Origin of the sequence: Pandoraea pulmonicola (assembly GCF_000815105.2) — a bacterium.
Lineage (GTDB): Bacteria > Pseudomonadota > Gammaproteobacteria > Burkholderiales > Burkholderiaceae > Pandoraea > Pandoraea pulmonicola.
In genome coordinates this window covers 123,958-149,401 of sequence record NZ_CP010310.2, presented here as the reverse complement: position 1 = coordinate 149,401, position 25,444 = coordinate 123,958, and the positions used below count along the sequence as shown (strand labels likewise).

Here is a 25,444-nt window from a genome sequence, read left to right as displayed (position 1 = left end):
CGTCCACTCAAGCTTTCACGGGACGCGCATGAACGTCTATTTGCTGCAAGTCATCAACGGCGTCGGGATCGGCATGTTGTACTTCCTGCTCGCCGTCGGGTTGTCGATCATCTTCGGCCTGTTGCGCTTCGTGAACTTCGCGCACGGCGCCTTCTATCTGCTCGGCGCGTATTTCTGCTACCAGGCGTTGCAATGGGGCCTGTCGTTCTGGCTCGCGCTGATCGTGTGCCCCATCGTCGTCGGCGTCATCGCGTGGATCGCCGAGAAAGTGCTGCTCTCGCACATCTACGAGAAGGCGCACGAATTCCACATCCTCGTGACCGTCGGCCTGGCGCTCGTCGTGCAGGAACTGGTCATCATCGTCTGGGGGCCCCTGGGAGATAACGTCGCAGTGCCCGAAGCGCTCGACGGCGTGGTGATGTGGGGCAGCTTCGTCTATCCCAAGTACCGGCTTTTCCTCATTGGCTTTACCGCCGCTTTCGCCGCCGTGCTGTGGTGGCTGCTCGAAGGCACGCGCCTGGGCAGTGCCGTGCGCGCGGGCAGTGAATCGTCGGAGATGGTGTCGTTGCTCGGCATCAACGTGTTTCGCGTGTTCAGTCTCGCGTTCGGACTCGGCGCGGGCACGGCGGCCCTCGCGGGCGTGCTGGCCGCGCCGGTGCGCGGCGTCGAACCGTTCATGGGCATCGAAGCGCTGGGCATCGCGTTCGTCGTGGTCGTCATCGGCGGCATGGGCAGCTTCGCCGGCGCGCTCGTGGGCGGCCTCGTGATCGGCATCGTGCAGAGCCTGATGAGCACGTTGTGGCCGGAAGGCGCACGATTGATGATCTACGTGGCGATGGCGGCCGTGCTGCTCATGCGTCCGCACGGTCTGCTGGGGAGGGGATGATGCTGCAACGCTATCGTTTTTGGCTGCTCGCGGCGGCCGTCACGCTGATCCTGCCGCTCACGCTCTCGTCGGGCACGCTCGCCACCGAAGTGCTGATCTATGCGCTGGCCGCCCTCGGCTGCAATCTGCTGCTCGGCTACACCGGGCTGCTGTCGTTCGGCCAGGGCATCTTCTTCGGTCTGGGCAGCTACACGCTGGGCATCCTGCTCACCCGCACGGCACTGCCGATGCCAGTGGCGGTCATCGCCTCGATCGTGCTGGGCGCGCTCGTCGCGGCGCTCGTCGGCAGCTTCGCGATCCGGCAGAAGGGCACCTACTTCGTGATGCTCACGCTCGCCTGCGCGCAGATGTTCTACTTCCTTGCGTACACGGCGACCGACTGGACCGGCGGCGACAACGGCCTGCTCGACATTCCGCGCAAGTCGCTCTCGATCGGCGGACGGACGCTCGTCCCGCTCGATACGCCCTGGCAGTACTACACCTTCGTGGCGGTGGTCTTCCTGATCGTGTTCGCGGTGCTGCTGCGCGTGGCCGATTCGGTATTCGGGCGCACGCTGCTCGCCATTCGCGACAACGAAACGCGCGCGGCCGCCATCGGCTATCACGTGAAGACGTTCAAGCTCGTGGCGTTCGCCATCTCCGGTGCGGTCACGGCGTTGGCCGGCGCATTGCACGCGCTGATGACGGGCATCGCGCCGCTGTCGAACATCGAATACCACGCGAGCGAGATGATTCTCGTGATGACCGTGATCGGCGGCACCGGCAACCTGTTCGCCTCGGTGCTGGGCGCGGCGTTCTACGTGCTCGCCGCCGACTGGCTCTCCACGCTGTGGCCGCGCTGGTTGCTGCTGCTCGGCCTGCTGCTCATCGCCGTGAGTCTGTTCATGCATCGCGGGCTGTGGGGCGTGGGCGAATCGCTGTGGCAGCGCGTAGGCGGCAAGCGCGCCAAACTGGAACCGCGGAGCACGCAGGGAGACCCGACATGAGCGAAGCCCTCATCGAAGCCTCAGGCATCGTCAAGCGCTACGGCAAGTTCACGGCGCTGCACGGCGTCGATCTGCGCGTGGCGCCACGCACCGTGCACTCGGTCATCGGTCCGAACGGCGCCGGCAAGACCACGCTGTTCCACATGCTCACTGGCACGGTGCCGGTCTCCGGCGGGCGCATCGTGTTCGACGGCCATGACGTCACCACCGAAGCCGACTACCGGCGCGTGCAGCGCGGCATCGCCCGTTCGTTCCAGGTCACGGCGCTGTTCCAGAACCTGTCGGTGCGCGAGAACCTGCGCCTCGCGGCACTGGGCGTCACACCGCGTCAGGCGCTCTCGTGCTGGCGCAAGGCCGAGGGACCGCGTGCCTGCGCATCGGTCGTCGACGACGTGCTCTCACGCCTCGCGCTCACGCGCCACGCCGACACGACGGCCGGCTCGCTCTCGCACGGGCAGCAGCGCCGGCTCGAAGTCGGCATGGCGCTTGCGGCCCGCCCCAAGGCGATCTTTCTCGACGAGCCGACCTCGGGCATGGGCATCGACGATCTCGACGACATGAAGCAGCTTATCCGCGGCTTGCGCGACGACCACACGGTGGTGCTGATCGAGCACAACATGAACATCGTGATGGACATCTCCGACACGATCACCGTGATGCAGCAGGGCCGGGTGCTCGTCGAAGGCAAGCCGGACGCCATTCGCGCCGACGATCGCGTGCGCGCCGCCTATCTCGGCAACATGATCACCGGAGGCCGCGCATGATTCTCGATGTCGCAGGCATTCACAGCTATTACGGCAAGAGTCATATCCTGCAGGGCGTCTCGCTGAACGTCGGCGACGGCGAACTCGTCACGCTGCTCGGGCGCAACGGCGCGGGAAAGTCCACGACGCTCAAGACGATCGCCGGCGTCGTCACGCCCAGGGCGGGGAGCATCTCGTTTCTCGGCAAGCCCGTCGCCGGGCAGCCGGCGCATCGCATCGCGGCGCGCGGCGTGTGTTTCGTGCCCGAGCATCGCGGCATCTTCAAGCTGCTCACGGTCGAGGAGAACCTCAAGCTCGGCGCGCGGCGCGATTCGCCCTGGCAGCTCGCGGACATCTATCGCATCTTTCCGCGTCTGCAGGAGCGTCGCAGGAACGGCGGTGCGCAGCTCTCGGGCGGCGAACAGCAGATGCTCGCGATCGGACGCGCGCTCATGAACCATCCGCGTCTGCTCATGCTCGACGAACCGGTCGAAGGTCTCGCCCCCGTCATCGTCGAGGAGATCGTGGCGCAACTGAAGCTCATCAAACAGGCGGGCGTGGCGATCCTGCTCGTCGAACAGAACCTGGAAGTCTGCACCCAACTCGCCGACCGGCATTACATCGTCGAGCAGGGTGTGATCGTGTATGGCGCGGACAACGCCGCGTTCCTCGCCGATGAGGTCGTCAAGGACCGTTACCTCGGCGTGGGCGTGGCATGAGCCGCGCGGTTGTCACTCCCCCGGCGCGCCTCGTCCAGCCGTAGGATGGGTGCGCCATTGGTCAATGCATGGGTTGCCGCGACGCGAAATCGCCGCGCCACCCATGCCCTGAAGGATTCGTGAACATGGAACATCTCGATCAACCGGCGGCCGCAGTGCGCATCGACGGCGCGCGCCTGTGGAACAGCCTCATGCAACTCGCCCGGATCGGCGCGACCGCCAAGGGCGGCGTCTGCCGTCTCGCCCTGACCGATCTCGACCGGCAGGGGCGCGATCTCTTCGTGAAGTGGGCGAAAGAGATCGGCTGCACGGTGCGTATCGATGCCATCGGCAACATCTTCGCGCGCCGCGCCGGACGCAACGACGCGCTGCCGCCCGTCATGACCGGCAGCCACATCGACACGCAGCCGACCGGCGGCAAGTTCGACGGCAACTACGGCGTGCTTGCCGGCCTGGAGGTGCTGCGCACGCTCGACGACAACGGTATCGTGACCGACGCGCCGCTGGAAGTCGCCGTCTGGACCAACGAAGAGGGCTCGCGCTTCGTGCCGGTGATGATGGGCTCCGGCGTCTACGCCGGCGCCTTCACGCTGGAACATGCGCTCGCACAGAAGGACCACGACGGCGTGAGCGTCTCCGAAGCACTGAACGCCATCGGCTATGCCGGCAGCGTGTCCGCGGTGGGCCAACCGGGTGCCGTCGGTGCGTACTTCGAAGCGCATATCGAACAGGGCCCGGTGCTCGAAGCGCACGAAAAGACCATCGGCGTCGTGCAGGGCGCGCTCGGTCAACGCTGGTACGACGTCACCGTCACCGGCATGGAAGCGCATGCGGGCCCCACGCCGATGGCGCTGCGCCGCGATGCGCTGCTCGCCGCCGCGCAACTGATCCAGGCCGTCAACCGCATCGCGTGCGAGCACGCGCCGCACGCACGCGGCACCGTCGGCTGGGTGGACAACTACCCGAACTCGCGCAACGTGATTCCCGGCCGCGTAAAGCTCTCGGTCGATCTTCGCGCGGCGGACGACGCCACGCTCGACGCCCTGAACGACAAGCTGCGCGCGCAGTGCGAGGCCCTGAGCACGAACGGCATCGACGTGGCCATCGAACAGGTCGTGTACTTCCCGCCGCAGCCGTTCGCGCCCGAGCTCGTCGAGGCGATCCGTACCGGCGCGCAGGCGCTCGGCCTGTCGTCGATGGATGCGATCAGCGGCGCGGGACACGACGCGGTCTACCTGGCGCGCGTCGCGCCGACGGCGATGATCTTCGTGCCTTGCAAGGACGGCATCAGCCACAACGAGATCGAAGACGCCGATCCGGTGCATCTGGAAGCGGGCTGCAACGTACTGCTCCAAGCCATGCTGCAACGCGCGGGAGGTGCGGCATGAAGGTCATGATCGCGCGGATGAATCACGAGACGAACACGTTCTCGCCGGTGCCGACGCCGCTCGAAGCCTTCGGGAATCATGGCCCGACCTACGACGAGCAGGCCTATCGCGACAACAAGGGCATGCGCACGGCGATGTCGGCGTTCATCGATCTCGCGCAAGCAGCCGGCGCCGAGATGGTGACGCCGGTCTCCGCCAGTGCGAATCCGAGCGGGCCGGTGGCGGCGAGCGCCTATGACGAACTGTGTCGGCGTATCGTGGCGGCCGCCCGCGGCGTCGACGCCATCCTGCTCGACCTGCATGGCGCGATGGTCGCGCAGAACAGCGACGACGGCGAAGGGGATCTGCTCGAACGCGTGCGTGCGACAGCCCCCGGCACGCCGATCGCCGTGGCGCTCGACCTGCACGCCAACGTGACGCCGAAGATCGTCGCGAACGCCGACATCGTCGTCGGCTTCAAGACCTATCCGCACGTCGACATGTACGAGACGGGCGAACACGCCGGGCGTCTGCTCTTCGAAATGCTGGCGGGCAAGCGTCGCCCGAAGGTAGTCTGGCGGCAGCCGCCCCTGATGGTGCATTCGCTGCGCAGCACGAGCCATGGCGGTGCGATGAAGCGCGCGCTGGATGCCGCGCGACGCGCCGAGGCGGAGGAGGGCATCCCGGCGATATCGGTATTCTCGGGCTTCTCGCTCGCCGACATTCCCGCGCCTTGCATCAGCATCGTCGTAACCGCGGAAGACAGCGACGATGGCGTGGCGCGCGCGCAAGCGGTGGCCGACCGTATCGCGGCCCAGGCGTGGGACGAGCGCGATGGCTTCGTCTATCGCAGCGCGCCGCTCGCCGAATCGATTGCCGAAGCGAAGCGACTGGCCGATGGCGCCGACAAGCCGGTGTTGCTGCTCGATCACAGCGACAACTGCATGTCGGGCGGCACCTGCGACACGATGGACGTCCTCGAAGCCGCGCTCGCCGGCGGCCTCACGGGCATCGGCGTCGGTCCGCTGTGCGACCCGGAAGCCGTGGCGACACTGATTGCCGCGGGCGAGGGTGCTGAGGTCACGTTGGCCGTGGGCAACAAGCGTCCGTTGACGCAGTTGGGCGTTACGAAAACGCCGCCTGTGCTGACCGGCATCGTGCGCAGGATCAGCGACGGCGAGTACATCGTGACGGGGCCGACCTACACGGGCCAGCGCTGCTACATGGGACGCACGGTACTGTTCGACATCGGCCCGGCGCGCATCGTGGTGACGGAGCGCACGCATGAGCCGTGGGATCACGGCGTGTTCACCTGCGTCGGCCTCGATCCGCGCGGTGAACGCTTCCTGCTGCTCAAGTCGCGCATGTACTGCCGACCGGTGTTCGTGCCGATCTCGGCGGGACTGGTCGAGTGCGACAGCAACGGCGTGACGAGCTCGAACTACGCGCTGTTTCCGTTCTCGCGCGTGAAGCGTCCGGTGTATCCGCTGGATCTGGGGGTGAGGTTCGGCGAATGAGTATACGATGGCGGCCTTTCACGGCCCGCCACTTGTCGGCTTTGTCAGGCGCTTTACGCGAAGCCTCGACTTAAGCTAAAGAGTCTGGCCACGGAAGCCGGCTTCCGTGTGCGCAGCGGTTCCGGTCTTTCGACCAGAGGGTTAGGAGACTTCGCTATGCAAACTGACGTCGTCGTCATCGACGCCGCTCGAACGCCCATCGGCGCAGTGCCGAGACGATGACCGGCGTTCACATGGGGAAACTGGGGTACCTAACGGAAACACGTTGTCTCTGATGGGAGATTGCTGATGTACGGGAAGGTTGTGTTAGTGCCTTCTCAATGCACACCCCACTGGCAATACGGTAGCGCCCACAGCACTATGGCCCTTGCGGAATGCCCGACGGTTGGACGTTAGACACTTCCGCGACCTCACACGAATCGCGCTGGCCGACACCGTACCGGGACCTGATTGAGCGATGGGATCGTCATCGTCCGAATCAGTCTGATATATTTTCACCAAATCCGTGCGTGACGTCCGCGAAAACCCTCGCCCCTAGGGGCAAACCATCTGGCTTGGCAGCCAGCGAATACGTTCGATTCCGCTTACCCAAACAGGCTCACCCTCGATGACCGCATCTTTCATCACTCGCGTCTTTCTGCGTAACTACAAGAGCATCGGTCAGTGTGACATTTCGCTCGGCCCATTGACGTACCTAGTGGGAGCAAATGGTGCGGGAAAGAGTAACTTTCTGGATGCGCTGCATCTGGTCACGGACGCCTTGACCAGCTCACTTGAGCAAGCACTAAGTGTCCGAGGTGGGCTGTCAGAGGTCCGACGTCGCTCTAGTGGGCATCCCACTCACTTCGGCATCCGCCTGGAGTTTACGATCGATAGCCAACCTGGTCACTACGCGTTCAGCATCGGCGCTCTGAAAAACCGCGGCTTCGAAGTACAGACGGAGGAATGCAGCCTTGGTGGTCAGGGAAAAGGGCCGTTTTACCGTATAGAAAGGGGAAAGGTTGTCGCCAGCAGTCAAACCACTCTTCCCGCGCTAACAAGTGATCGACTGGCGTTGGTGGCGCTCTCAGGTCTAAGTGAATTTCGTCCGATTTTCGATGGCCTAACTTCCATGGGGTTTTACAGGCTGAACCCCAAGTTGATCAGCGACCTACAAAAACCGCAAGAAGGAAAACTGCTCAAGAGCGAAGGCGAGAATATTGCGAGCGTCATTGGTCATCTAGAGAGAGTTAATCCAGACGCGTTGGCAATCATCGTGGAGTATCTCCAAACCGTTGTGCCAACGGTGCATGCAGTGAAACGTGTTTCAGTTGGACCAATGGAGACGCTTGAATTCCGGCAGGATGTGCCTGGAGCGAAGGATCCGTGGCGATTTGTGGCACAGAACATGTCTGACGGTACACTGCGGGCGCTGGGCGTGCTAACCGCACTCTTCCAAAGCAATCGCGATTTTGCTTCGACTTTAATAGGAATCGAAGAACCTGAAACGGCTCTTCACCCAGCAGCTAGTGCAGCACTTAGGGAAGCGCTGTTTCGGGCATCGCAATCGACACAGATTATCGTCACAAGCCACAGTCCGGAATTGCTCGATGACATCGCCATTGGAGATGACCAGATTTTGGCCGTTGTCTCCCAAGCGGGGGAAACCAAGCTGGCAAAAATCGATCCCGCATCAAGAGATGCCATTCGAAACCACCTGTTTTCAGCCGGTGAACTGCTAAAACTCGGTCAATTGCAGCCAGACCCCGACGTCATACGAGAACAGAGTTCAAGACAGCGGGACCTGTTCGATGGGGGTGCGAATTGACTCGCATCTCGTGCATTGTTGAAGGGCATGGGGAAGTCATAGCCGTTCCAGTACTTTTACGACGCATTGGTGAGTGGCGGTCGCCGCAGGAATACGTGGACGTTCCACCGCCAATTCGAGTCCATAGGGACCGCTTCCTTAATCGCGACGATGAATTCAGCCGACATTTGAAATTGGCTTCGTCCAAGTGTGGCGATGACGGATGGGTACTAATTCTCCTCGACGCGGACGATGATTGTCCTGCCACGATGGGGCAACAAATCTTGGATCGAGCCCGGCACGTTGTGCCGCATAAGGCGGTTTCGGTCGTACTGGCAAAACGCGAATACGAAGCGTGGATGATCGGTGCTGCAGATTCACTAAACGGATGCCGAGGATTGAACATTTCCCCTGCCGACCTGCAAATTGATGCCGAAGCTCCTCGAGACGCCAAGGGGTGGTTGCGCGAACGAAAATCCGATCGAACGTACGGCGAAACCACTGATCAAGCCGCATTTTCGGCGATCATGGACTTGGCCCAAGCTCATGCGCGTTGCCGCTCGTTTCGTAAGCTCTGCAGCGAATGGGATCATCAGCTCGCTCGAAGGCCGGCGGGCAACTGAGTGAAGTCATCTCCCAAAGACGCGTCAACGGAGCCATGGCTCCGTTTTCGTTTTGAGTTGCGTCGTTCGCACATTCGCTCGTCGATCAAGAAGAGTCCCGATTGAGGTCTCGGAATGTTCTTATTCATAACGAGTGCCCTAGAATGCGACTCCGAACGCGGGGTGCCCTCACAGCAGGCTCGTTAATCTTGTTCCCGTCACGCTCCAACCGCGACCGGGTTTGGCGACCCGATTGACGTTTTACCGGGGCGCACAGCCGCACGCAGTTGCGGCTTTCGTGTGCGCAATCTTGAGCGTCACCTTTACGGGTGGGCCTGGATTGGGACACCTTCGGGTGTGCCGTTAATCCTGGTTCGTCAGCGGTTCGCCAACCTAGTCCAATGCCCGCCCACCCTCTACGCAATGCAGCGGATGGCGGGAATCGCAGATTGAAAAGAAACGAACGCCACGCGTCCATGCGTGGCGTTCCTTTATGCACATTGCTTAGACGCATGCGATAGTGCGGAGGTACATATCCCGACGCTTACTCGTCGAGCGCCTTGCTGCCGGTCTCTTCGAACATCGACACGGCGATGAGCGAGACGATCACGCACGCGATCATGTACCACGCCGGCGCCATCTTGTTGCCGGTCACACGAATCAGCCAGCCCGCCACGAGCTGCGCCGTGCCGCCGAACGCCGACACCGAAATCGCATACGCGCTCGACATGTAGCCCGCGCGCAGATGCTTCGGAAAATTCTCCGGCATCAGCGCGTAAGCCGGCGCCGAACCCATCGTGTAGCAGAGCATCAGCACGATCAACGCGGCAAGCACGACGGGCAGCGACGGGAAGTGCGTCATGATCCAGAACGCCGGATACAGCAGCACGATGAGCGCCACGCGGCCGAAGAGAGTCAGCGGCTTGCGACGGCCCATCCGGTCCGACCAGGCGCCATAGATCGGACACATCACCAACGAGATCGTGCTCGCGGTCACGCCGGCGAGCATCGACATCTTCGGCGGCAGACCCAGATACTGGATGCAGTACGTCGGCATGTAATACATCATCACGTACGTCGACACCGACATGCCGGCGATCGAGAAGATCGTGAGGAACCAGTTGCGCACATACAAGGCGCGCTTCGGGTCGTCGCGGCCGGCGACGGCCTTCGCCTTCGGCGGTTCTTCCTGAATGTGGCGGCGCAGGTAGATCCCGACCGGGGCGATCAGCGTGCCGAGCAGGAACGGAATGCGCCAGCCCCAGCTATGCATCGTGTCGTCCGAGAGCAGAAAGCCGAGGCTCGCCGCGAGACCCGATCCCAGCAGGGCGGCCGCGCCCTGGCTCGCGAGCTGCCAGCTCGCCCGGAAGCCGCGGCTCTTCGCGCCACCGACCTCGAGCAGCGTCGCCGTGGCGGCGCCGAACTCGCCGCCTTGCGCGAAGCCTTGCAGCAGGCGCGCCGCCACGATCAGCAACGGTGCGGCCAGACCGATCTGCGCATACGTCGGCGCAAGCCCGATGGCGGCCGAGCCGAGCGCCATCAGCAGGATGGTGAGCGTGAGCGCGGGCTTGCGGCCGGCGCGGTCGGCGTAGCGACCGAGCACGATGCCGCCGAGCGGGCGCATCACGAAGCCGACCGCGAACACGGCGAACGCGAGCAGCGACGACGTGATCGGATCGTCCGCCGGGAAGAACTGCTTGCCGATGGTCAGCGCGAAATAGCTATAGACCGTGAAGTCGAAGAACTCGAGCAGGTTGCCGATGACGGCGGCGAAAACGATCTTGCGCTGCTGCGCGGGGGTCATCGGCGAGGCTTGTGCGCCCTCGGCCGGAAAAGCTTGCGTTGCGATGGTCATGCGTACTCCCGGGCGAGAAAGCGTTCGACCAGACGCGTCCAGAAGGCCGCACCGATGGTCAGGTTGTCGTCGTTGAAGTCGTACTTGGCGTTGTGCAGCATTGGCTTGCCTTCGCCGTTGCCGAGACGGATGAAGCAGCCCGGCACTTTCTGCAGGTAGTAGGCGAAATCCTCGCTGCCCGCGATGGGCGGGAACGGCGAGATGACGTGCTCGGCACCCACCAGTTCCTCGGCCACGCCGCGTGCGAACGCCGTTTCCGCTTCGCTGTTCACGAGCACGGGATAGCCGCGGATGTACTCGATGTCCGCGCTCGCGCCGTAGCCCTCGGTGTGCGACTTCACGAGCGCCCGGATGCGCGTTTCGAGCGTGGTGCGCACCGTCGCCGAGAACGAGCGCACGCTCATCTCCAGCACGGCCTCCTCGGGAATCACGTTCGGGGCGAACCCGGCATGGAAGGTGCCAACCGTCACGACGGCCGCCTCCGTCGGATCGACGTTGCGGGCGACGACGGTCTGCAGCGCCATCACGAGGCCGCTGCCGACCACCACCGGGTCGATGGCCAGGTGCGGACGCGCCGCGTGGCCGCCACGGCCGTGAATGCGAACCTTGACGGTGTCGCACGCGGCCATCAGCGGCCCGGCGCGAAAACCGAACGTCCCTGTCGCCACACCCGGGTGGTTATGCAGACCGAAGATCGCATCGCACGGAAAGCGCTCGAACAGGCCGTCCGCGATCATCTGCTCGGCGCCGCTGTTCGAACCAGCTTCTTCCGCCGGCTGGAAAATCAGATGAACAGTGCCGTCGAAATTGCGTGTCTTCGCGAGTCGCTGAGCCGCGCCGAGCAGCACGGTCGTGTGGCCGTCGTGGCCGCAGGCGTGCATCTTGCCGTCGTGCACGCTGGCGTAGGCGAGGCCCGTCTGCTCGTGAATCGGCAGTGCGTCCATGTCGGCGCGCACGCCGACCGAGCGGCCGCTCGTGCCGACGGTGAGCGAGGCCACCACACCGTGTCCGCCCACGTTGCGCGTGACCCGATATCCCCAGCGCTCGAGCATCTCGGCCACGTAGCGCGACGTGTCGACTTCCTCGTAGGACAGTTCGGGGTGTTGGTGAATGTGGCGGCGAATGTCGGCCAGTTGATCACGGGCGTCGTGCAGATCGCCGACTTCGCAATAGCGAATCTCGCTCATCGAGGGCTCCTCTTTTTTGAATATCGCGGAGTATTGCATCGACGAAATTTCGCACCCATGACGCAAACCAGTCCAAAATGTTGCTCTCAAGTCAACAGTCGAGCGATGGACGATGTCAGGAAAATGTCCGAATCGGAGCGGGAAACCGACGTCGAATCGAGGCGTCGAGGTGCGTCTCTCATGGCCCGCAAGGCGCCGTATGGCCGTCGGAATCGCCGACAGCCAGCGCGGTGTCGTCGCTCGAGCGCCTCTGTGAGCCCATCATGACAATCGATTCCTGGGTCGACGACATCGGCGAGCGACCGCTCAGATATCTCGCCGAAATTGCCGCGACGGGCGGCGTGCGCATGGCCGCCGAAGCGCTCGGCGTGAACCCTTCGGTGGTCAGCCGTCAGGTCGCCGCGTTGGAGCGCCGTCTGCGCTTCCCGCTCATCGAGCGGCGCGGACGCAACGTGAGCGTCACGGAGATCGGCCAGATGCTGATCGACTACTACCGTGACGGTCAGCGCCGGCAGCGCGACCTCGCGGCGCGGCTCGAGGAGTATCGGCATCTGAAACGCGGACGCGTGGCCATCGGTGTGGGCGAGGGATTCATCGGCCGGCTGATCGCGCAGGCGTTGCAGCGCTTTTCGAAACGCTACCCCGACATCCTCGTCGAGATCCGCTCCGGCCCCACGCCCGTGGTGCTCTCGCTCGTGCGCGACGACGTCGTGGATATCGGCCTGTGCGCACGCTCCGCCGACGACCCCGCCATGCGCATTCATCCGTTCGCGGCGAAGGCGCTGTGCGCGGTGGTCGCCCCCACGCATCGCTTCGCCACGATGGCGAGCGTGCCGCCGGCGGAACTGGCGCACGAACGGCTCATCTTCATGACCGAAGCGCACGGCGTGCAGCAGTTCGTGCATTCGGTGCTCGACACCACACGCCTGAACGTCACGCCCGCCTATCGCGTGGACCTGTTCAACACGGCGCAGACGCTCGCCGCTGCCGGGCTCGGTGTCGCGTTCATGTCGGCCATCACGGCGCGACGCGGCATCGAACTCGGCGAGCTGGTGGCCGTGCCGATCGACCATCCGATCGCCGCCGGCTTCTCGAGTCAGATGATGACGCGCGTCGGCCGGCGCCTCTCGCCCGCCGCCGATCACCTCTGGAAGCAACTCGCACAAAGCCTCGCGCACCGTTGACCCGCGCCGAGCGCACCGGTCGAATTCCGCAGATGGCGTATGATCGGCCGGGTGTTGGATTAGCCTGCCTTCTCAATGACGACCGACTCGAACCAACCTGCTCACCGGCGATTGCGCGCGCGTTTCGTTGCGATTTCGTGGCGCGATCTCGCCGTGTCCTTCGGCCCTGTCGTGCTCGTGGCGATTGCGGCCATCTGGCTCGCCGTGTGGCTCGTGCAGCCGGCGCCGCCGCGCACCGTGACCATCAGCGCGGGTCCGGAAGGCAGCTCCTTCTGGAGCGCGGCACAGCGGTACAAGGAAATCCTCGCGCGCAACGACATCACGCTCAATGTACTGAGCTCGGAGGGCTCGCGCCAGAACGTCGAGCGCCTTGCCGACCCCAATCAGAACGTCGATCTGGGGCTCGTGCAGGGCGGCGTGTCGGCGGGGCTCGACGTCGACGGTCTCGTCTCGCTCGGCAGCGTCTTCTACGCCCCGATCTCCGTGTTCTATCGCGGCGAGCGCGTCACCAAGCTCTCGGACCTCGCGGGCAAGCGCATCGCCATCGGCCGGGAAGGCAGCGGGGCGCGCACGCTCGCCCTCACGCTGCTCAAGGCGAACGGCATCGAGCCGGGCGGACCAACGACACTCACGGCTTACGATGGACAGGAGGCCGCGCAGGCGCTGATCGACGGTCGCGTCGATGCGGCGATGCTCACCGGCGACACGGCGACCGGACCGACGATGGCCAAGCTCATCCGCACGCCAGGCGTGCGCCTGATGGACTTTGCGCAGGCCGACGCCTACACGCGACGCTTCACCTACCTGAATCAACTGACGTTGCCGCGCGGTTTATTCGATCTCGGACGCAATCTGCCCGCGCAGCCGGTGCACGTCATCAGTCCGACGGTCGAGCTCGTGGCGCGCGACAGCCTGCACCCGGCGCTGTCCGATCTGCTGATCGAGGCGGCTCGCGAAGTGCACGGCAAGGCGAGTCTGCTGCAGCGCGCGGGTGAATTCCCCTCGTCGCAAGTGCACGAGTTTCCGCTCTCCGACGATGCCGCGCGTTACTACCAGTCGGGCAAGGGTTTCCTGTACCGGCACCTGCCGTTCTGGGTCGCGAGTCTGGCCGACCGCATCGTCGTGCTGCTCGTCCCCATCATCGTGGTGCTGATCCCGGCCTTCCGGCTGGTGCCGTCGCTGTACAGCTGGCGGGTGAAGTCGCGGCTGTATCGCTGGTACGGCGGCCTCATCGCGCTGGAACGCGAAGCGCTCGCCGACGACGCTCACATCGAATACAAGAGTCTGCGCAGTCGTCTCGATGCGATCGAGGCCGCCGTCAACCGACTGAAGATCCCGCTCGCGTATGCCGATCAGTTCTACGTGCTACGCGAACATATCGGCTTCGTACGGCACCGGCTCGACGCCATGGACGCTGAGCAGGGTGGGGCCGGTACGGGTACGCGGGCGCCTGGCGCAGCGGGCGGAGCCGGTGCCCCCAGCGAAAGGAGCGCCTGACGGTGACAAAGCAAAACTTATACTTCTCATAATCGATACAAACTTTCCTTATGCCAACTCGGGGTGCAAACTACAGGCCATGGCGAGTCGGACCGCAGCGCACCGGATCCACATGACGCCATCCTGAAATTTCCCCACAACTCAACGCACTGGCTCTTCCGTATGTCGTCGTCCCCGTCTTCCACTTCCGTTGCGCCGCCCGCCGCGGCTTCGCCCTGCGCGTCGCCAGGTGCGGCGCGACGCTCGGGCACCGAACTGGCACGCAACGCGTGCACGGTGCGTCCCGTGCGCGACGCCGATCTGCCGGCCATCACGGCGATCTACGCCCATCACGTGCTCACGGGGTCGGCGTCGTTCGAGGAAGTGCCGCCGGACGAGGCGGAAATGCGGGCGCGCTGCACGAAGGTGCTCGACGCCGGGCTGCCGTATCTCGTCGCCGAGCGCGACGGCAAGGTGCTCGGCTACGCCTACGCGACGCACTACCGCCCGCGCTCGGCGTACCGGTTCACGCTCGAGGATTCGGTCTATATCGCCGCCGACGCCATCGGACAGGGCGTCGGCCGCGCGCTGCTGCTCACGCTCATCGCACGCTGCGAGGGCGGTCCGTGGCGGCAGTTGATCGCCAACGTCGGCGACAGCGGTAACGCCGCGTCGCTGGCGCTGCACGCCGCGTGCGGATTCGAGCACGCGGGCATGCTCAAGTCCGTGGGCTTCAAGTTCGGCCGCTGGGTCGATACCGTCCTCATGCAACGCCCGCTGAACGCCGGCGATACGACACTTCCCGAGTCGCACGAATAGCGCAGGCCAAGCGGAAGCGGTCCGGTCCGAGCGAACCCAATCGCCCGCGACCGGCGGCGCGCGTCAGAACGGCGTGGCGCGGTCCAGTTCCTTGTAGTGCCGGAAGATCCCCGTGGTGTTGAATGGGATGCGGCGCGACGACTTCAGATAGGCCGCCACGAGCGGCTCCCGGGCGACGGCGTCGTGCACCGCGCGGCAACGCGGGTACGCTTTGGCGAAGCCCGACATCGCGCGGGGGAACGCGTAGTACAGTCCCGCGATCACCTGGAACAACGAGAGATCCGCATACGACATCGCCCCCTCGGAGAGCCAGCCACCGGCCTGGGGATTGTTGACCAGCACGCGCTCGAAGTAATCGAAGAACCTGGGCAGTCGGTAGTCGATGAGATCCGCCGTGCGCCGGCGCGCTTCGGTGCGTTGGTTGCTGTAGTACAGGCGGCTCGCGATCGGATGGTGGCCGTCGTGCACTTCGGCGACGAGATCGGCGAGCGTGAGCTGCAACTGGTTCACCCAGCGGCGCGTACGCGGCGCCTCGCCGACGAGCCCCAGCAGCGGCCCCAGGTAGGCGAGGATATTGGCCGTCTGGCCGATGAGTTCGTCGCCCACGCGCAGGAAAGGCGGTGCATAGGGCGGATCGACGCGGGCGGGATCGTCCATCGTCCGCATCAGGCCGTCGACGCCCTGTCCGGGCCCGGTGCCCTGCACGATTTCCACATACGGTGTGCCGGTGGCTTCGAACGCGAGACGGACGAATTCGCCGCGTCCCTGCAGCCCCGGCCAGTAGAACAGTTCGAAGGTCATGCATCCTCCTCAGGTTCAGGAAACACCGGCGGCGACGCAATGGCAACCTGCTATGCTTGCGCGCGGTACAACCATGGCGTTCTACCGCGTACGCCCGTTGCACTCGTTGCACGCCGCGTCACGCCACCGACTTCGGTTCGTCGATGCTTGGCATCGCATCCGCCGAGGCACACCACACTCCGCAAGGGAAATCGACATGAAACGCGAGGTAAAGCGATCCGTACTCGTCTTCGGCGCCGGCACTATCGTCATGCTTGCGTCCGCGGGAGCTCTCGCAAGGCAGGTGACCTGCCACGCGACAAAGCCGGACGAAATTGCGGCGCTGTTCGATCGCTGGAACGCCTCGCTCGCGACCGGCAACCCCGCCACCGTCGACGCCAACTATGCGCCGGACGCCGTGCTCCTGCCTACGCTATCGGGCGAAATCCGAACGACGTCCAAGGCGCGCATCGATTATTTCACCCACTTCCTCACGCACAAGCCGTCGGGTCGCATCGATTACCGCGAAATCAAGATCGGCTGCGATACCGCCATCGACATCGGCAACTACACGTTTACGCTCGACGACGGCCGCAAGGTTGCCGCGCGCTACACCTTCACCTACCGCCGGCTCAACGGCAAGTGGCTGATCTCCAGCCACCATTCGTCGAAAAAACCCGAAGAGGAGTAATCGACGTCAGACGCCCGGCTGCATTTCCGCGCGGTTCTTGCCCTGTTGCTTGGCGCGATACAGCGCCAGGTCGGCAGCCTCGATGAGCGAGGTGGACGCCATATGCGTGCGCGGCACCAATGCCGCGCCGCCCACGCTGACGGTGACATTCCTGCCATTGGCCGCGCCGACGTGCGGGATCGCCATCGCGTCGATCTGTGCCCGCACTTTTTCCGCGATGACTGCGGCGCCCGCAGCTCCAGTGTTCGGCAGCACGATCGCGAACTCCTCGCCGCCGAAGCGCGCCGCGAGGTCTTCCGGACGCGACGCGGCGCCGGAAAGCGTATGCGCCACACGGCGCAATACGTCGTCGCCCGCGATGTGGCCGTAGGTGTCGTTGTAGAACTTGAAGTTGTCGACGTCGATCATCAGCAGCGCCATCTCGCGTTGCTCGCGCAGCGCGCGACGCCATTCCGCACCGAAGTACTCATCGAAATAGCGCCGGTTCGCGAGCCCCGTGAGGCCGTCCGAATGCGTGAGGCGCTGGAGCTCCAGGTTCGTCTCGAGCAGTTGCTGCTGACTTTCGCGCAACGCGCGATACGCTTCGTCGCGCTGGAGCAGGTTCATGTACGAGCGCGAGTGGTAGCGGATGCGCGCGACCAGCTCGATCGTGTCCGGCAGCTTGACGAGATAGTCGTTGGCCCCCGCGGCAAACGCTTCGCGCTTGACCGTCGACTCTTCCTTGGTCGAGAGCACGATGATCGGAATGTCTCGGGTGAGCGGACTCGTCCGATACTGTCTGACGAGCGACAATCCGTCCGTGCCCGGCATCACGAGATCCTGCAGGATGACGGTCGGGCGCGTCTGCTCCGCCACCTGCAACGCATTTTCCGGATTCGCGCAATAGTGGAAGTCGATGTTGGACTCGCTGGCGAGGGCGCGGCGAACCGCCTCGCCAACCATGGCCTGATCGTCGACGAGCAGCACCATCGCCGACGAATCGTTCAGGCTGCCTTCGGCACCGAGCACGGTCAATGGCCGAGATGGGCGCGGAATTGTCGTCATGATTCACATCCTGTCATACGTTTCCAAACATCGCCGTCAATTGCGGCGCAATGGTCGGCAGCGGCAGTATTTCCGACGCCGCTCCGGCTTCGGCCGCCGCCTTGGGCATACCGTACACCGCACTCGTCGCGCGATCCTGCGCAATGGTGATAAAGCCCCGCGCGCGCATGGCGCCCAGACCGGCCGCACCATCGCGCCCCATACCCGTGAGCAGCACGCCAACCGCGCGCGAGCGCCAGTGCTCAGCCACGCTGCTCAGGAAAACGTCGATGGACGGTCGATAGACGGCATCCTCCGGCTCGTCCGTATATACGCAACGTCCGCTCGCATCCACCCGCAGATGACGATTCCCTCCCGCGAGCAATACTACGCCGGCCGCGGGCCGTTCCCCCGCCCGCGCCAGCCGCACGGTGAGCAGCGTCTGCTGGTCGAGCCATGTCGCCATGCCTTGCGCGAACGCCTCGTCCACATGCTGTACAACGATCACGCCCGCACCGAAGTGTGCGGGCAGCCGTCCAAGCAGGGCGGCAAGCGCCGCCGGACCGCCGGCCGACGCGCCGATCGCCACGAGCGCATCGGTGTTCCCTCGCGGGGCCGACGCAGGGGCGGCGGCGTGCGCCTTGCGGGCGTCGGCTTGCTGCGCCGCAATGGCGTCGATCTTCGCGAGCAGCGACGACGCCGGACGCGCCGGCGCCGCCGCGCCCAGCACCGGCGTATCGACGGCATCCACCGCGCCGGCGCCCATCGCGTCGAACACGAGGCTGGCGTGATGGCCCACATCGGACGTCACGATCAGGATCGGACACGGCGTGCGACGCATGATCTCGCGCGTGGCCGCCACACCGTCCATGACCGGCATGACGAGATCCATCAGCACCAGGTCCGGCGGCACGGGCGAGCACAGCGCCACGGCCTGCGCACCGTCGTACGCCACCCAGGCCACTTCGAGTCCGGGGCGCTGCGCGAGTGTGCGCCGCAACGCTTCCACGGCGATGATCGAATCGTTCACGATGCCGATTCTCATGTCCCCGACTCCCCGATGAGATCCACCACGGCCCGCAGCAGCGCGTCGTCGTGGAAGCTGCCCTTTGCGAGGTAATAATCGGCACCCGCGTCGAGTCCGCGCTGTCGATCTTCCTCGCGATCCTTATAGGACACGATCATGACCGGAATATCGGCCGTGCGTGCATCTCTCTTGATGAGCGTGACGAGTTCGATGCCGTCCAGGCGCGGCATGTCGACGTCGGTGATCACCATGTCGAACGACTCGCTGCGCACCGCGTTCCATCCGTCCATCCCGTCGACCGCCACACTCACGTCGTAACCGCGTGCGGCAAGCAGTTTGCGTTCGAGTTCGCGCACGGTCAAGGAGTCGTCGACGACAAGCACGCGCTTGCGCGAACGGCCGCTCGTCTGCGCCGCGGGCGCCGGCAGCCGTTCGAGCGACCCCGTCCCCACGGCCTTGGCGATCGAGCGCACGAGATCCACCGCATCGATGATGAGCAGCGGCGAACCGTCTTCGGCGAGCGCACCGGCGGCAATGTTCGGCACCTTGCCCATACGGGCGTCGAGCGGCTGCACGACCAGCATGCGCTCGCCCAGGAATTTGTCGACGGCCAGCCCGTAATGCGCCTCGCCCTCACCAAGAACCACCACCGGCTGATCGCCGGACGCCCCGACCGGCGCGTTGCCGGTCAGCACCTGCTGCGCGCTCACCAGTCCGATCTGGCGCCCGTCGAGCGTGAAATGCGGCCGCCCTTCGAGCATGTCGATGTCCTCGGGCGCAAGCGCGAGCGTGCGCGACAGATTCGCCAGTGGCAGTGCATACGGCTCGCCGGCGATCTCGACGAGCAGGCTGCGCACCACCGACAGCGTGAGCGGCAATTGCAGGGTGAATTTCGTGCCGCGGCCCGACGTCTGTTCGATGCGCACCGTGCCGCGCACCATCGCGACCATCGCGCGCACGGCGTCGAGGCCCACACCGCGGCCCGACACGTCCGTCACGGTGTCGCGCAGCGTGAAGCCCGGCAACATCAGGAATTCGAGCAGTTCGTTTTCGTCGAGACGCTGCGCGGTCTGCGCAGTGGCGAGCCCGCGCGAGACGACCGCCTGACGCACTCGCTCGAGATCGACGCCCGCGCCATCGTCGGCCACGCTCACCTGCAGCAGACCGGCCCTGTGCCGCGCACTGAGCGTGACGACGCCTTCGGCCGGCTTGCCCGCCGCCGCGCGTTGCGCCGGGCTCTCGAGCCCGTGATCGACGGCATTGCGCAGCAGATGGCCGAGGGGCGCTTCGAGTTGGTCGAGGATGTCGCGATCGACCTGCGTATCCGCGCCGCGAATCTCCAGACGCGCCGGCTTGCCGAGCGCGCGTCCGAGATCGCGCACCATGCGCGCGAAGCCGCCGATCCCGTCTTCGAACGGACGCATGCGGCAAGCGAGCGCTTCGTCGTACAGGCGCTGCGACAGTTGCGTCGAGCGACGATCGAACTGGTCCAGTTCGTGCAGTTGTTCGGCGAGCAACTGCCCACCCATGCCCAGCGTACGGCGCAAGTCGGCCAGCGCGGCGAGCATCGCCTGACGGTCCTCGCCGGGGTGCTCCGCCGCTCGCACCAATGCGGCGCTTACGCGATCGAGCGCGTCACTCGCATCATGCTGATGACGCTTCAGACGCCGCAATGACTGTGCGAACGGCTGCGACCAGCGCGACGCCACCAACGCCTCGCTCGAGAGCCGCAGCAGCCGGTTCAGGCTCTCGGCCGATACGCGCAGGGCGCGCGACGCATGGTCGGCGCCATCACCACCGCCATTACCACCGCCATCTCCGCCACCAGCGCCCCGGCCGCTATGCCCGCCTCCGGGCCCGGGCCTGTCGCCGACCGGCGGCTCCGGCGCCACGGGGGCGTCCTCCTTCACCGGCGGCGCGAATTCCGCAGCCGTCCGTGCGCCGTAGCCGACGTAGTCGAGTCCCTGGCCGCCGCGCGCGGTCACCGCCGCGCCACCCGTCAACCCGGCGAGCTCGGTGGCGAACGTCGATACGAACGCATCGATCTCGGCCTTGCCCGCGCCTTGCGCCCAATTGACGTCGCCACCCGGCGGATGTGCGAGCCGCATGAGCAGATCCACGCCTTGCAACAGTCGGTCGATGAGCACCCCGTCCAGCCGCAGCGTGCCGCGCTGAGTGGCAACGAAGGCGTCTTCGAGCACGTGGGCAAGCGACACCCCGGCGTCCACACCGACGATGCGCGCGGCGCCCTTGAGCGAGTGCGCCGCGCGCATGCACACTTCGAGACACGTAGCGTCGCCGGGCGAGCGCTCCAGCGCCAGCAGTCCGTCGCCGAGCACCTGCGCCTGAGTCTCCGTCTCCATGCGGAACAAATCGAGCAGCGTCGCGTTCTGCAAGTCGTCGCTCATGCGAGGCTCCTGTCGAACGCGGCGCCCACGCGCAGCGGATCGAGCACGCCCACCGCGTGATCGCGCCAATGGAACACGGCCACCGCAAAACCGCCGGACGCCCCGAGCACCGTCGCAGGGACAGCGCCCAGGTCGTGTTTCTCGGGCGTTACGGTGCCGTGCACTTCGGTCACCGGAAAAGCGCTCAGATGCGAACCGTGACGCAACGCGAGCAAGCGCGACGTGCTGGCGCGCGACGCGTTCGCGGGCGTCACACTGGCGGGCGGCGCGGACTGTACCCGCAGCAGTTCACCGAGCGACAGGCAGGGCACCAGCGCCCCGCGGAGATTCACGAGGCCGAGCAGTGCTCGCTGGCGATGCCCGGGCACCGTATGCCAGGCGCGCATCGACGCGACTTCCTCGATGGTCTCGACCGGCAGCGCCAGCCACTCGTCGGCCAGACGGAACAGCAGTAACGCGGTGCCGCGTGTGTCGGTCGCCGCCTCCGGAGCCGCGCGCCACGGCGCGGGATCGACCGGCGCCACGGGCAGGCGGTCGAGCAGTTCGGCCGCCTGGCGGCGGATCACCCTGGCATCCGGCTTCGGTGTGCGTTCGCCGGTGACGGAGGACGCGTCATGCGCGAGTTCGCGATGGATCATTGATGTCGGGCCCCGGGGCGGTGGACGCGGTCATGGGGTGGGGCGTCGGCGTCGTGCACCGGCCGCACACGTTCCGCACGATCGAGCAGACGACGCGCACCGGCGGCGTCGCCGCGTGCGTCGAGCTGCGCCGCGCAATGCACAAGTGCCTCGTAGTGGTTCGGCTCGAGATACAGCGCGCGACGGTAGTGAATCATCGCGCCCTGCGCATCGCCGCGCGCATCGTCGACAAGACCGAGCAGGTATTCCGCCTGCGCGTTGGCGCGGTCGGTCGCGAGGACGTTTCGGCACAACGCCACGGCGCGCGTGAAGTCGCCACCATCAGCCGCCGCTTGTGCCTGCTCGAGCAACGCACCGTCGGCGGCATTGCCGCCCGTGCGCGCGTTCGGCGCAACGGCGCTGGACGCGGTGGCTGACCGGGCAACACGCACAGAGGCGGATGCCGGGGCGAGCGGCCGGGCCGAGCTCGTATGCGCGTGCGGCAACTGCGCCACTTGCGTGATGTGCGTGCGTCGCTGCAAGACAGCACTGACGGCGCCAAGGGTGCCGAAGGTACCGGGACTGCCTGCCGGCAGCACCGCGCTGACAGGATCGAGCGTACCCGGCACGCGCGACACGTTGGCCGCCGTGGGCGCGGTATCGCTGATCGGCCCGGCAACGCGAAACGAGAACGCCTGCGCGTGGCCGGTGGAGATCAGGCCATTGCTCGTCAGCGTGCCGCCCTCGGCCGGTCCGGCGAAAAGCGTCGCGCCCATGCGCATGAGACGCATGAGCAGCGCGATCGCCCGTTGCTGGGTCTCGCGATCGAAATAGATCAGCACGTTGCGGAAGAACACGAAATCGAAGGTGCCCAGGCGCTCGACGAGCGACGCGTCGAACAGATTGCCGGCGTGCCAGCGCACCGGCGAGCGCAGCGCGTCGATCACACGATAGCTCTCGCCCAGCGGCGTGAAGTGGCGATCGCGGAACAGCAGCGTGGCCGGTGGTCCACGAAACGAGTTGCGGCCGTACACGCCCTCGCGCGCGATGGCGAGTGCGCGTTCGCTGATGTCGAGTGCGTCGATCGTGAAGCCACCCGTGTCGAATCCCGCATCGAAGAGCGCCATCGCCATCGAGTACGGTTCCTCGCCTGTGGCGCAGGGTAGACTCAGCAGCCGCAACGGCTGTCCCTCGCGCACGGTACCGCGTCGCGCCGCCTGTTCGTCGCGCGCCATTTGCGCCAGCGTCGCGAAGGCCTCGCGATGCCGGAAGAACCAGGTTTCGGGCACCACGACGGCTTCGATCAACGCCTGCAGCTCCTGCGGCGACTGCTGCAGTCGCTGCCAGTACATCGAGTCGGCGGCGATGCCCTCGTCGTGCGCCGGGATAGCGGCAAGGCGCGCGCGCACCGCACGTTCGACGGCATTGGCGCCGAGCGTCTCGGCGTCGAGACCCATCGTGTCGCGCAACAACCGCTCGATATCCCGCACGTGGCTCATGGCGATGCCTCCCGGGCGTCGGTGGGCGAAGCCTCGGACAACGCCTCGCCGGCGGCGTCGAAGAGCAACGCGCGCGCTTCGTCGGTAAGCAATTGCCCGACGCGCACCCACTGCACCAGTCCCTCGTCGGTGTCGAGCACCGGGCCGAGGTAGCGGCCCTCGGGCAGATCGACGCCGCTCGCGCGAAATGCGGCAGGGTCGGCACGCAGCGTGTCCGTGGCGCGTTCGACCAGCACGCCGAGACGCCGCGCATGCGGGCCGGGCTCGGGATAGTGCACCAGCGCCAGACGCGTCGAGCGTCGCTCGGGCGCGCTCGCGCCGGTGGCCAGACACGTGAGATCGATCACGGGCACGGGTTCACCGCGATAGCTGAACGCCCCGGCGACCCACGCCGGCGCGGCGGGCAGGCGCTTGAGCGCGAGCCACGGCAGCACCTCGGCCACGTGACTGGCCTCGATGACGTAGTGATCGGTCGCGATGGCGAAGCGCAGGAACAACATATCGATGTCCGCGAGTGACGGTCAAGGGGGAAAGGGATGAGGGCGCGCGCCGTGCTCAGCCCAGCCCGTTCGGCCTGATTGCCAGCACCTTGAAGCGCGACACGCCGCTCTTGAGTCCGTTGGCGACGTGATTGAGCTCGTCGATGGCCTGACTCGACTGCTGCAGCGATTCAGCCGTCTGCTGGGCCGCCTCGGAGAGCTGCACCAACGCCTGGTTGATCTGCTCCGCACCGGTGGCCTGTGCCTGCATGCCTTCGTTGACGACCTGGAAGCGCGGCGGCAGCGTCTGCACCTGCGCAATGATCTGCGCGAGCTGATCGCCGACCTGACGCATCTCGTCCATGCCGCGACGCACCTCCTCGGCGAACTTGTCCATGCCCATCACGCCGGCGGACACGGCCGACTGAATCTCCTTGATCATCTGCTCGATGTCGTAGGTCGCCACGGCGGTCTGGTCGGCCAGGCGTCGGATTTCGGTGGCCACCACCGCGAACCCACGCCCGTACTCGCCGGCCTTCTCGGCCTCGATGGCGGCGTTCAGCGAAAGCAGGTTGGTCTGGTCCGCCACCTTGGTGATCGTGGTGACGACCTGGTTGATGTTGCCCGCCTTCTCGTTGAGGATGCCAAGCTTGCCGTTGACCGAGCCGGCCGCTTCCATGACGTGACGCATGGCGTCCTCCATGCGCGTGAGTCCGACGTGGCCGGTGTCCGCGAGCGTTGCCGCGTGATCGGCCACCCCGGCGACCTCGGTCATGGTGCGTGCGAGATCGCGCGACGTCGCGAAGATCTCGCGCGACGTCGCGCCGATCTCGGTCGTGGTCGCCGCCGTCTCCGACGCGGTGGCCTGCTGCTGGCGCGACGTGGCGGCAATCTCGGTGACGGACGTCGTCACCTGCAGCGCCGACTTCTGTGCCTGTCCGACGAGGCCCGTGAGCTCGTCCGTCATGCGGTTGAAGCCCGACTCGAGCGCGCCGAATTCGTCGCGACGGCCCAGGTCGAGCCGCTTGGTCAGATCGCCGGAGCGCATGACTTCGAGAATCTGCATCACGCTCGCGAGCGGCACGCTGATCGCGCGGAACAGCAGCCAGCCGCAGAGGATCGCCGCCGCCAGCGCGACCGCCAGCGTGATGAGCAGCGTTGCCTTGGCAGCGGCCACGGCCTGAGCGATGTTGTGTGTCGATTCGTCGGCGAAGGTCTTGTTGGTCTCGACCAGACTCTGAATGGCGGTGCGTCCGCGTCCCCATTCGGGATAGAGCTGGCTCGAGAGCATGGCGCGCGCCGCGGGCAGTTGACCGTCGGCCACGAGTTTGAGCACTTCGGTGCCGACGCGGCCGTATTGCCGGCGCACGGTGAGCACTTCCTCGTACTGCTCGCGATCGATAGTACGGTTGACGGTGGTGCCGTAGTTCTTGATCCAGCCGTCGATCTTCGCGTCGACGGCGCGCAGCGCTTCGAGGTCGACGGCGCGCGTCTTGTCGTTGTCATCGACGGCCACGGCCTGCTGGATCAGTTGATAGCTCTCGAACCATGCGCCCCGCAGCATCGTGCTGTAGTACAGCCCCGGTGTGGAGTCGGACTCCACGCTGTACGCCTCCTGCTCGATGGCGACCAGCCGCGTGTAGGCGATGCCGGCCATGAGGCCCATCAAGGCGAGAATCAGGCCAAAACTGGCCAGAATGCGATGTCGGATAGACCAGTGTTTCACGCCGCGCTCCCGTTCGTTGGTGACGCCCGGTGCCGGGGGGAGGGCGACGCGAGCCTTGTCAAGGTTA

General features: G+C 65.7%; 22 protein-coding genes. 12 read left to right on the top strand and 10 right to left on the bottom strand.

Going from position 1 to position 25,444, the window contains the following annotated elements; genetic code table 11:
- Positions 1–28: 28 nt before the first annotated feature.
- The 8 genes from RO07_RS00580 to RO07_RS00545 all read left to right on the top strand — a co-directional run bounded on the left by RO07_RS00580 (position 29) and on the right by RO07_RS00545 (position 8,627).
- A complete protein-coding gene (locus RO07_RS00580; RefSeq protein ID WP_039407142.1) occupies positions 29–886 on the top strand; it encodes a branched-chain amino acid ABC transporter permease in 858 nt (285 codons plus the stop codon).
- Complete coding sequence (locus tag RO07_RS00575) at positions 886–1,872, top strand: branched-chain amino acid ABC transporter permease (protein ID WP_039407139.1); 987 nt, start codon at positions 886–888, stop codon at positions 1,870–1,872. Before RO07_RS00580 ends, RO07_RS00575 begins: the two co-directional genes overlap by 1 nt.
- The gene (locus RO07_RS00570; protein WP_039407136.1) at positions 1,869–2,636 is read left to right on the top strand and encodes an ABC transporter ATP-binding protein; all 768 of its coding nucleotides are present in this window, start codon (positions 1,869–1,871) and stop codon (positions 2,634–2,636) included. Before RO07_RS00575 ends, RO07_RS00570 begins: the two co-directional genes overlap by 4 nt.
- Entirely contained in the window at positions 2,633–3,334 is a 702-nt protein-coding gene (locus RO07_RS00565; protein WP_039407133.1) for an ABC transporter ATP-binding protein, read from the top strand. Before RO07_RS00570 ends, RO07_RS00565 begins: the two co-directional genes overlap by 4 nt.
- Positions 3,335–3,459: 125 nt before the next feature.
- Positions 3,460–4,722, top strand: coding sequence for a Zn-dependent hydrolase (locus RO07_RS00560; protein WP_039407129.1), 1,263 nt, complete (start codon positions 3,460–3,462; stop codon positions 4,720–4,722).
- Positions 4,719–6,218 carry a M81 family metallopeptidase gene (locus tag RO07_RS00555; protein WP_039407126.1) on the top strand — a complete coding sequence of 500 codons (1,500 nt, stop codon included), beginning with the start codon at positions 4,719–4,721 and terminating at the stop codon, positions 6,216–6,218. Before RO07_RS00560 ends, RO07_RS00555 begins: the two co-directional genes overlap by 4 nt.
- A gap of 607 nt (positions 6,219–6,825) precedes the next feature.
- On the top strand, positions 6,826–8,025 hold the full coding sequence (locus RO07_RS00550) for an AAA family ATPase (protein ID WP_039407123.1): 1,200 nt from the start codon (positions 6,826–6,828) through the stop codon (positions 8,023–8,025).
- Positions 8,022–8,627, top strand: coding sequence for a DUF4276 family protein (locus RO07_RS00545; RefSeq protein WP_072636919.1), 606 nt, complete (start codon positions 8,022–8,024; stop codon positions 8,625–8,627). The genes RO07_RS00550 and RO07_RS00545 overlap by 4 nt, the downstream gene beginning before the upstream one ends.
- A 523-nt stretch (positions 8,628–9,150) precedes the next feature.
- Here the strand turns inward: RO07_RS00545 and RO07_RS00540 are convergent.
- Together RO07_RS00540 and RO07_RS00535 are read right to left on the bottom strand one after the other, a co-directional pair.
- Entirely contained in the window at positions 9,151–10,461 is a 1,311-nt protein-coding gene (locus RO07_RS00540; protein ID WP_218026551.1) for an MFS transporter, read from the bottom strand.
- Entirely contained in the window at positions 10,458–11,648 is a 1,191-nt protein-coding gene (locus RO07_RS00535; protein ID WP_039407121.1) for a M20 aminoacylase family protein, read from the bottom strand. Before RO07_RS00535 ends, RO07_RS00540 begins: the two co-directional genes overlap by 4 nt.
- A 263-nt stretch (positions 11,649–11,911) precedes the next feature.
- On the opposite strand from RO07_RS00535, the gene RO07_RS00530 reads away from it, so the two are divergent.
- The 3 genes from RO07_RS00530 (at position 11,912) to RO07_RS00520 (ending at position 15,127) form a co-directional block, all read left to right on the top strand.
- A complete protein-coding gene (locus tag RO07_RS00530) occupies positions 11,912–12,832 on the top strand; it encodes a LysR family transcriptional regulator (RefSeq protein WP_039413753.1) in 921 nt (306 codons plus the stop codon).
- 75 nt (positions 12,833–12,907) lie between these two features.
- A complete protein-coding gene (locus RO07_RS00525) occupies positions 12,908–14,329 on the top strand; it encodes a TAXI family TRAP transporter solute-binding subunit (RefSeq protein ID WP_052266908.1) in 1,422 nt (473 codons plus the stop codon).
- Positions 14,330–14,491: 162 nt separating this feature from the next.
- Positions 14,492–15,127 (top strand): GNAT family N-acetyltransferase, encoded by a 636-nt coding sequence (locus RO07_RS00520; RefSeq protein ID WP_084072376.1) that lies wholly within the window; start codon positions 14,492–14,494, stop codon positions 15,125–15,127.
- A 63-nt stretch (positions 15,128–15,190) separates the two neighbouring features.
- Here RO07_RS00520 and RO07_RS00515 read toward each other — a convergent pair whose 3' ends face one another.
- A complete protein-coding gene (locus RO07_RS00515) occupies positions 15,191–15,928 on the bottom strand; it encodes a glutathione S-transferase (protein WP_039407118.1) in 738 nt (245 codons plus the stop codon).
- Positions 15,929–16,124: 196 nt separating this feature from the next.
- Between RO07_RS00515 and RO07_RS00510 the strand changes: the two genes are divergently transcribed.
- Complete coding sequence (locus tag RO07_RS00510) at positions 16,125–16,598, top strand: SgcJ/EcaC family oxidoreductase (RefSeq protein WP_039407116.1); 474 nt, start codon at positions 16,125–16,127, stop codon at positions 16,596–16,598.
- A 6-nt stretch (positions 16,599–16,604) separates the two neighbouring features.
- Here the strand turns inward: RO07_RS00510 and RO07_RS00505 are convergent, their stop codons facing one another.
- Genes RO07_RS00505 through RO07_RS00475 form a run of 7 tightly spaced genes read right to left on the bottom strand, consistent with a single transcriptional unit; the run spans position 16,605 to position 25,377 of the window.
- On the bottom strand, positions 16,605–17,642 hold the full coding sequence (locus tag RO07_RS00505; protein ID WP_167369425.1) for a diguanylate cyclase: 1,038 nt from the start codon (positions 17,640–17,642) through the stop codon (positions 16,605–16,607).
- A gap of 13 nt (positions 17,643–17,655) precedes the next feature.
- Positions 17,656–18,666, bottom strand: coding sequence for a chemotaxis-specific protein-glutamate methyltransferase CheB (cheB, locus tag RO07_RS00500; protein ID WP_039407113.1), 1,011 nt, complete (start codon positions 18,664–18,666; stop codon positions 17,656–17,658).
- Positions 18,663–21,056, bottom strand: a complete 2,394-nt coding sequence (locus RO07_RS00495; RefSeq protein ID WP_039407111.1) for a hybrid sensor histidine kinase/response regulator — start codon at positions 21,054–21,056, stop codon at positions 18,663–18,665. Before RO07_RS00495 ends, cheB begins: the two co-directional genes overlap by 4 nt.
- The gene (locus RO07_RS00490) at positions 21,053–21,694 is read right to left on the bottom strand and encodes a chemotaxis protein CheW (protein WP_052266907.1); all 642 of its coding nucleotides are present in this window, start codon (positions 21,692–21,694) and stop codon (positions 21,053–21,055) included. The genes RO07_RS00495 and RO07_RS00490 overlap by 4 nt, the downstream gene beginning before the upstream one ends.
- Positions 21,691–23,172, bottom strand: coding sequence for a CheR family methyltransferase (locus RO07_RS00485; protein WP_052266906.1), 1,482 nt, complete (start codon positions 23,170–23,172; stop codon positions 21,691–21,693). Before RO07_RS00485 ends, RO07_RS00490 begins: the two co-directional genes overlap by 4 nt.
- A complete protein-coding gene (locus RO07_RS00480; protein ID WP_039407110.1) occupies positions 23,169–23,672 on the bottom strand; it encodes a chemotaxis protein CheW in 504 nt (167 codons plus the stop codon). The genes RO07_RS00485 and RO07_RS00480 overlap by 4 nt, the downstream gene beginning before the upstream one ends.
- A gap of 55 nt (positions 23,673–23,727) precedes the next feature.
- The gene (locus RO07_RS00475) at positions 23,728–25,377 is read right to left on the bottom strand and encodes a methyl-accepting chemotaxis protein (RefSeq protein WP_039407099.1); all 1,650 of its coding nucleotides are present in this window, start codon (positions 25,375–25,377) and stop codon (positions 23,728–23,730) included.
- Between the last annotated feature and the right edge of the window lie 67 nt (positions 25,378–25,444).

Bases quoted from the DNA above. Each gene is read 5' to 3' on its own strand.
- RO07_RS00580 (WP_039407142.1), top strand. From the start codon at position 29: ATGAACGTCTATTTGCTGCAAGTCATCAACGGCGTCGGGATCGGCATG.
- RO07_RS00555 (WP_039407126.1), top strand. From the start codon at position 4,719: ATGAAGGTCATGATCGCGCGGATGAATCACGAGACGAACACGTTCTCG.
- cheB (WP_039407113.1), bottom strand. From the start codon at position 18,666: ATGAGAATCGGCATCGTGAACGATTCGATCATCGCCGTGGAAGCGTTG.
- RO07_RS00495 (WP_039407111.1), bottom strand. From the start codon at position 21,056: ATGAGCGACGACTTGCAGAACGCGACGCTGCTCGATTTGTTCCGCATG.
- RO07_RS00535 (WP_039407121.1), bottom strand. From the start codon at position 11,648: ATGAGCGAGATTCGCTATTGCGAAGTCGGCGATCTGCACGACGCCCGT.
- RO07_RS00505 (WP_167369425.1), bottom strand. From the start codon at position 17,642: ATGACGACAATTCCGCGCCCATCTCGGCCATTGACCGTGCTCGGTGCC.
- RO07_RS00525 (WP_052266908.1), top strand. From the start codon at position 12,908: ATGACGACCGACTCGAACCAACCTGCTCACCGGCGATTGCGCGCGCGT.
- RO07_RS00530 (WP_039413753.1), top strand. From the start codon at position 11,912: ATGACAATCGATTCCTGGGTCGACGACATCGGCGAGCGACCGCTCAGA.
- RO07_RS00520 (WP_084072376.1), top strand. From the start codon at position 14,492: ATGTCGTCGTCCCCGTCTTCCACTTCCGTTGCGCCGCCCGCCGCGGCT.
- RO07_RS00550 (WP_039407123.1), top strand. From the start codon at position 6,826: ATGACCGCATCTTTCATCACTCGCGTCTTTCTGCGTAACTACAAGAGC.
- RO07_RS00575 (WP_039407139.1), top strand. From the start codon at position 886: ATGCTGCAACGCTATCGTTTTTGGCTGCTCGCGGCGGCCGTCACGCTG.
- RO07_RS00570 (WP_039407136.1), top strand. From the start codon at position 1,869: ATGAGCGAAGCCCTCATCGAAGCCTCAGGCATCGTCAAGCGCTACGGC.
- RO07_RS00560 (WP_039407129.1), top strand. From the start codon at position 3,460: ATGGAACATCTCGATCAACCGGCGGCCGCAGTGCGCATCGACGGCGCG.
- RO07_RS00510 (WP_039407116.1), top strand. From the start codon at position 16,125: ATGAAACGCGAGGTAAAGCGATCCGTACTCGTCTTCGGCGCCGGCACT.
- RO07_RS00480 (WP_039407110.1), bottom strand. From the start codon at position 23,672: ATGTTGTTCCTGCGCTTCGCCATCGCGACCGATCACTACGTCATCGAG.
- RO07_RS00490 (WP_052266907.1), bottom strand. From the start codon at position 21,694: ATGATCCATCGCGAACTCGCGCATGACGCGTCCTCCGTCACCGGCGAA.
- RO07_RS00540 (WP_218026551.1), bottom strand. From the start codon at position 10,461: ATGACCATCGCAACGCAAGCTTTTCCGGCCGAGGGCGCACAAGCCTCG.
- RO07_RS00515 (WP_039407118.1), bottom strand. From the start codon at position 15,928: ATGACCTTCGAACTGTTCTACTGGCCGGGGCTGCAGGGACGCGGCGAA.
- RO07_RS00565 (WP_039407133.1), top strand. From the start codon at position 2,633: ATGATTCTCGATGTCGCAGGCATTCACAGCTATTACGGCAAGAGTCAT.
- RO07_RS00485 (WP_052266906.1), bottom strand. From the start codon at position 23,172: ATGAGCCACGTGCGGGATATCGAGCGGTTGTTGCGCGACACGATGGGT.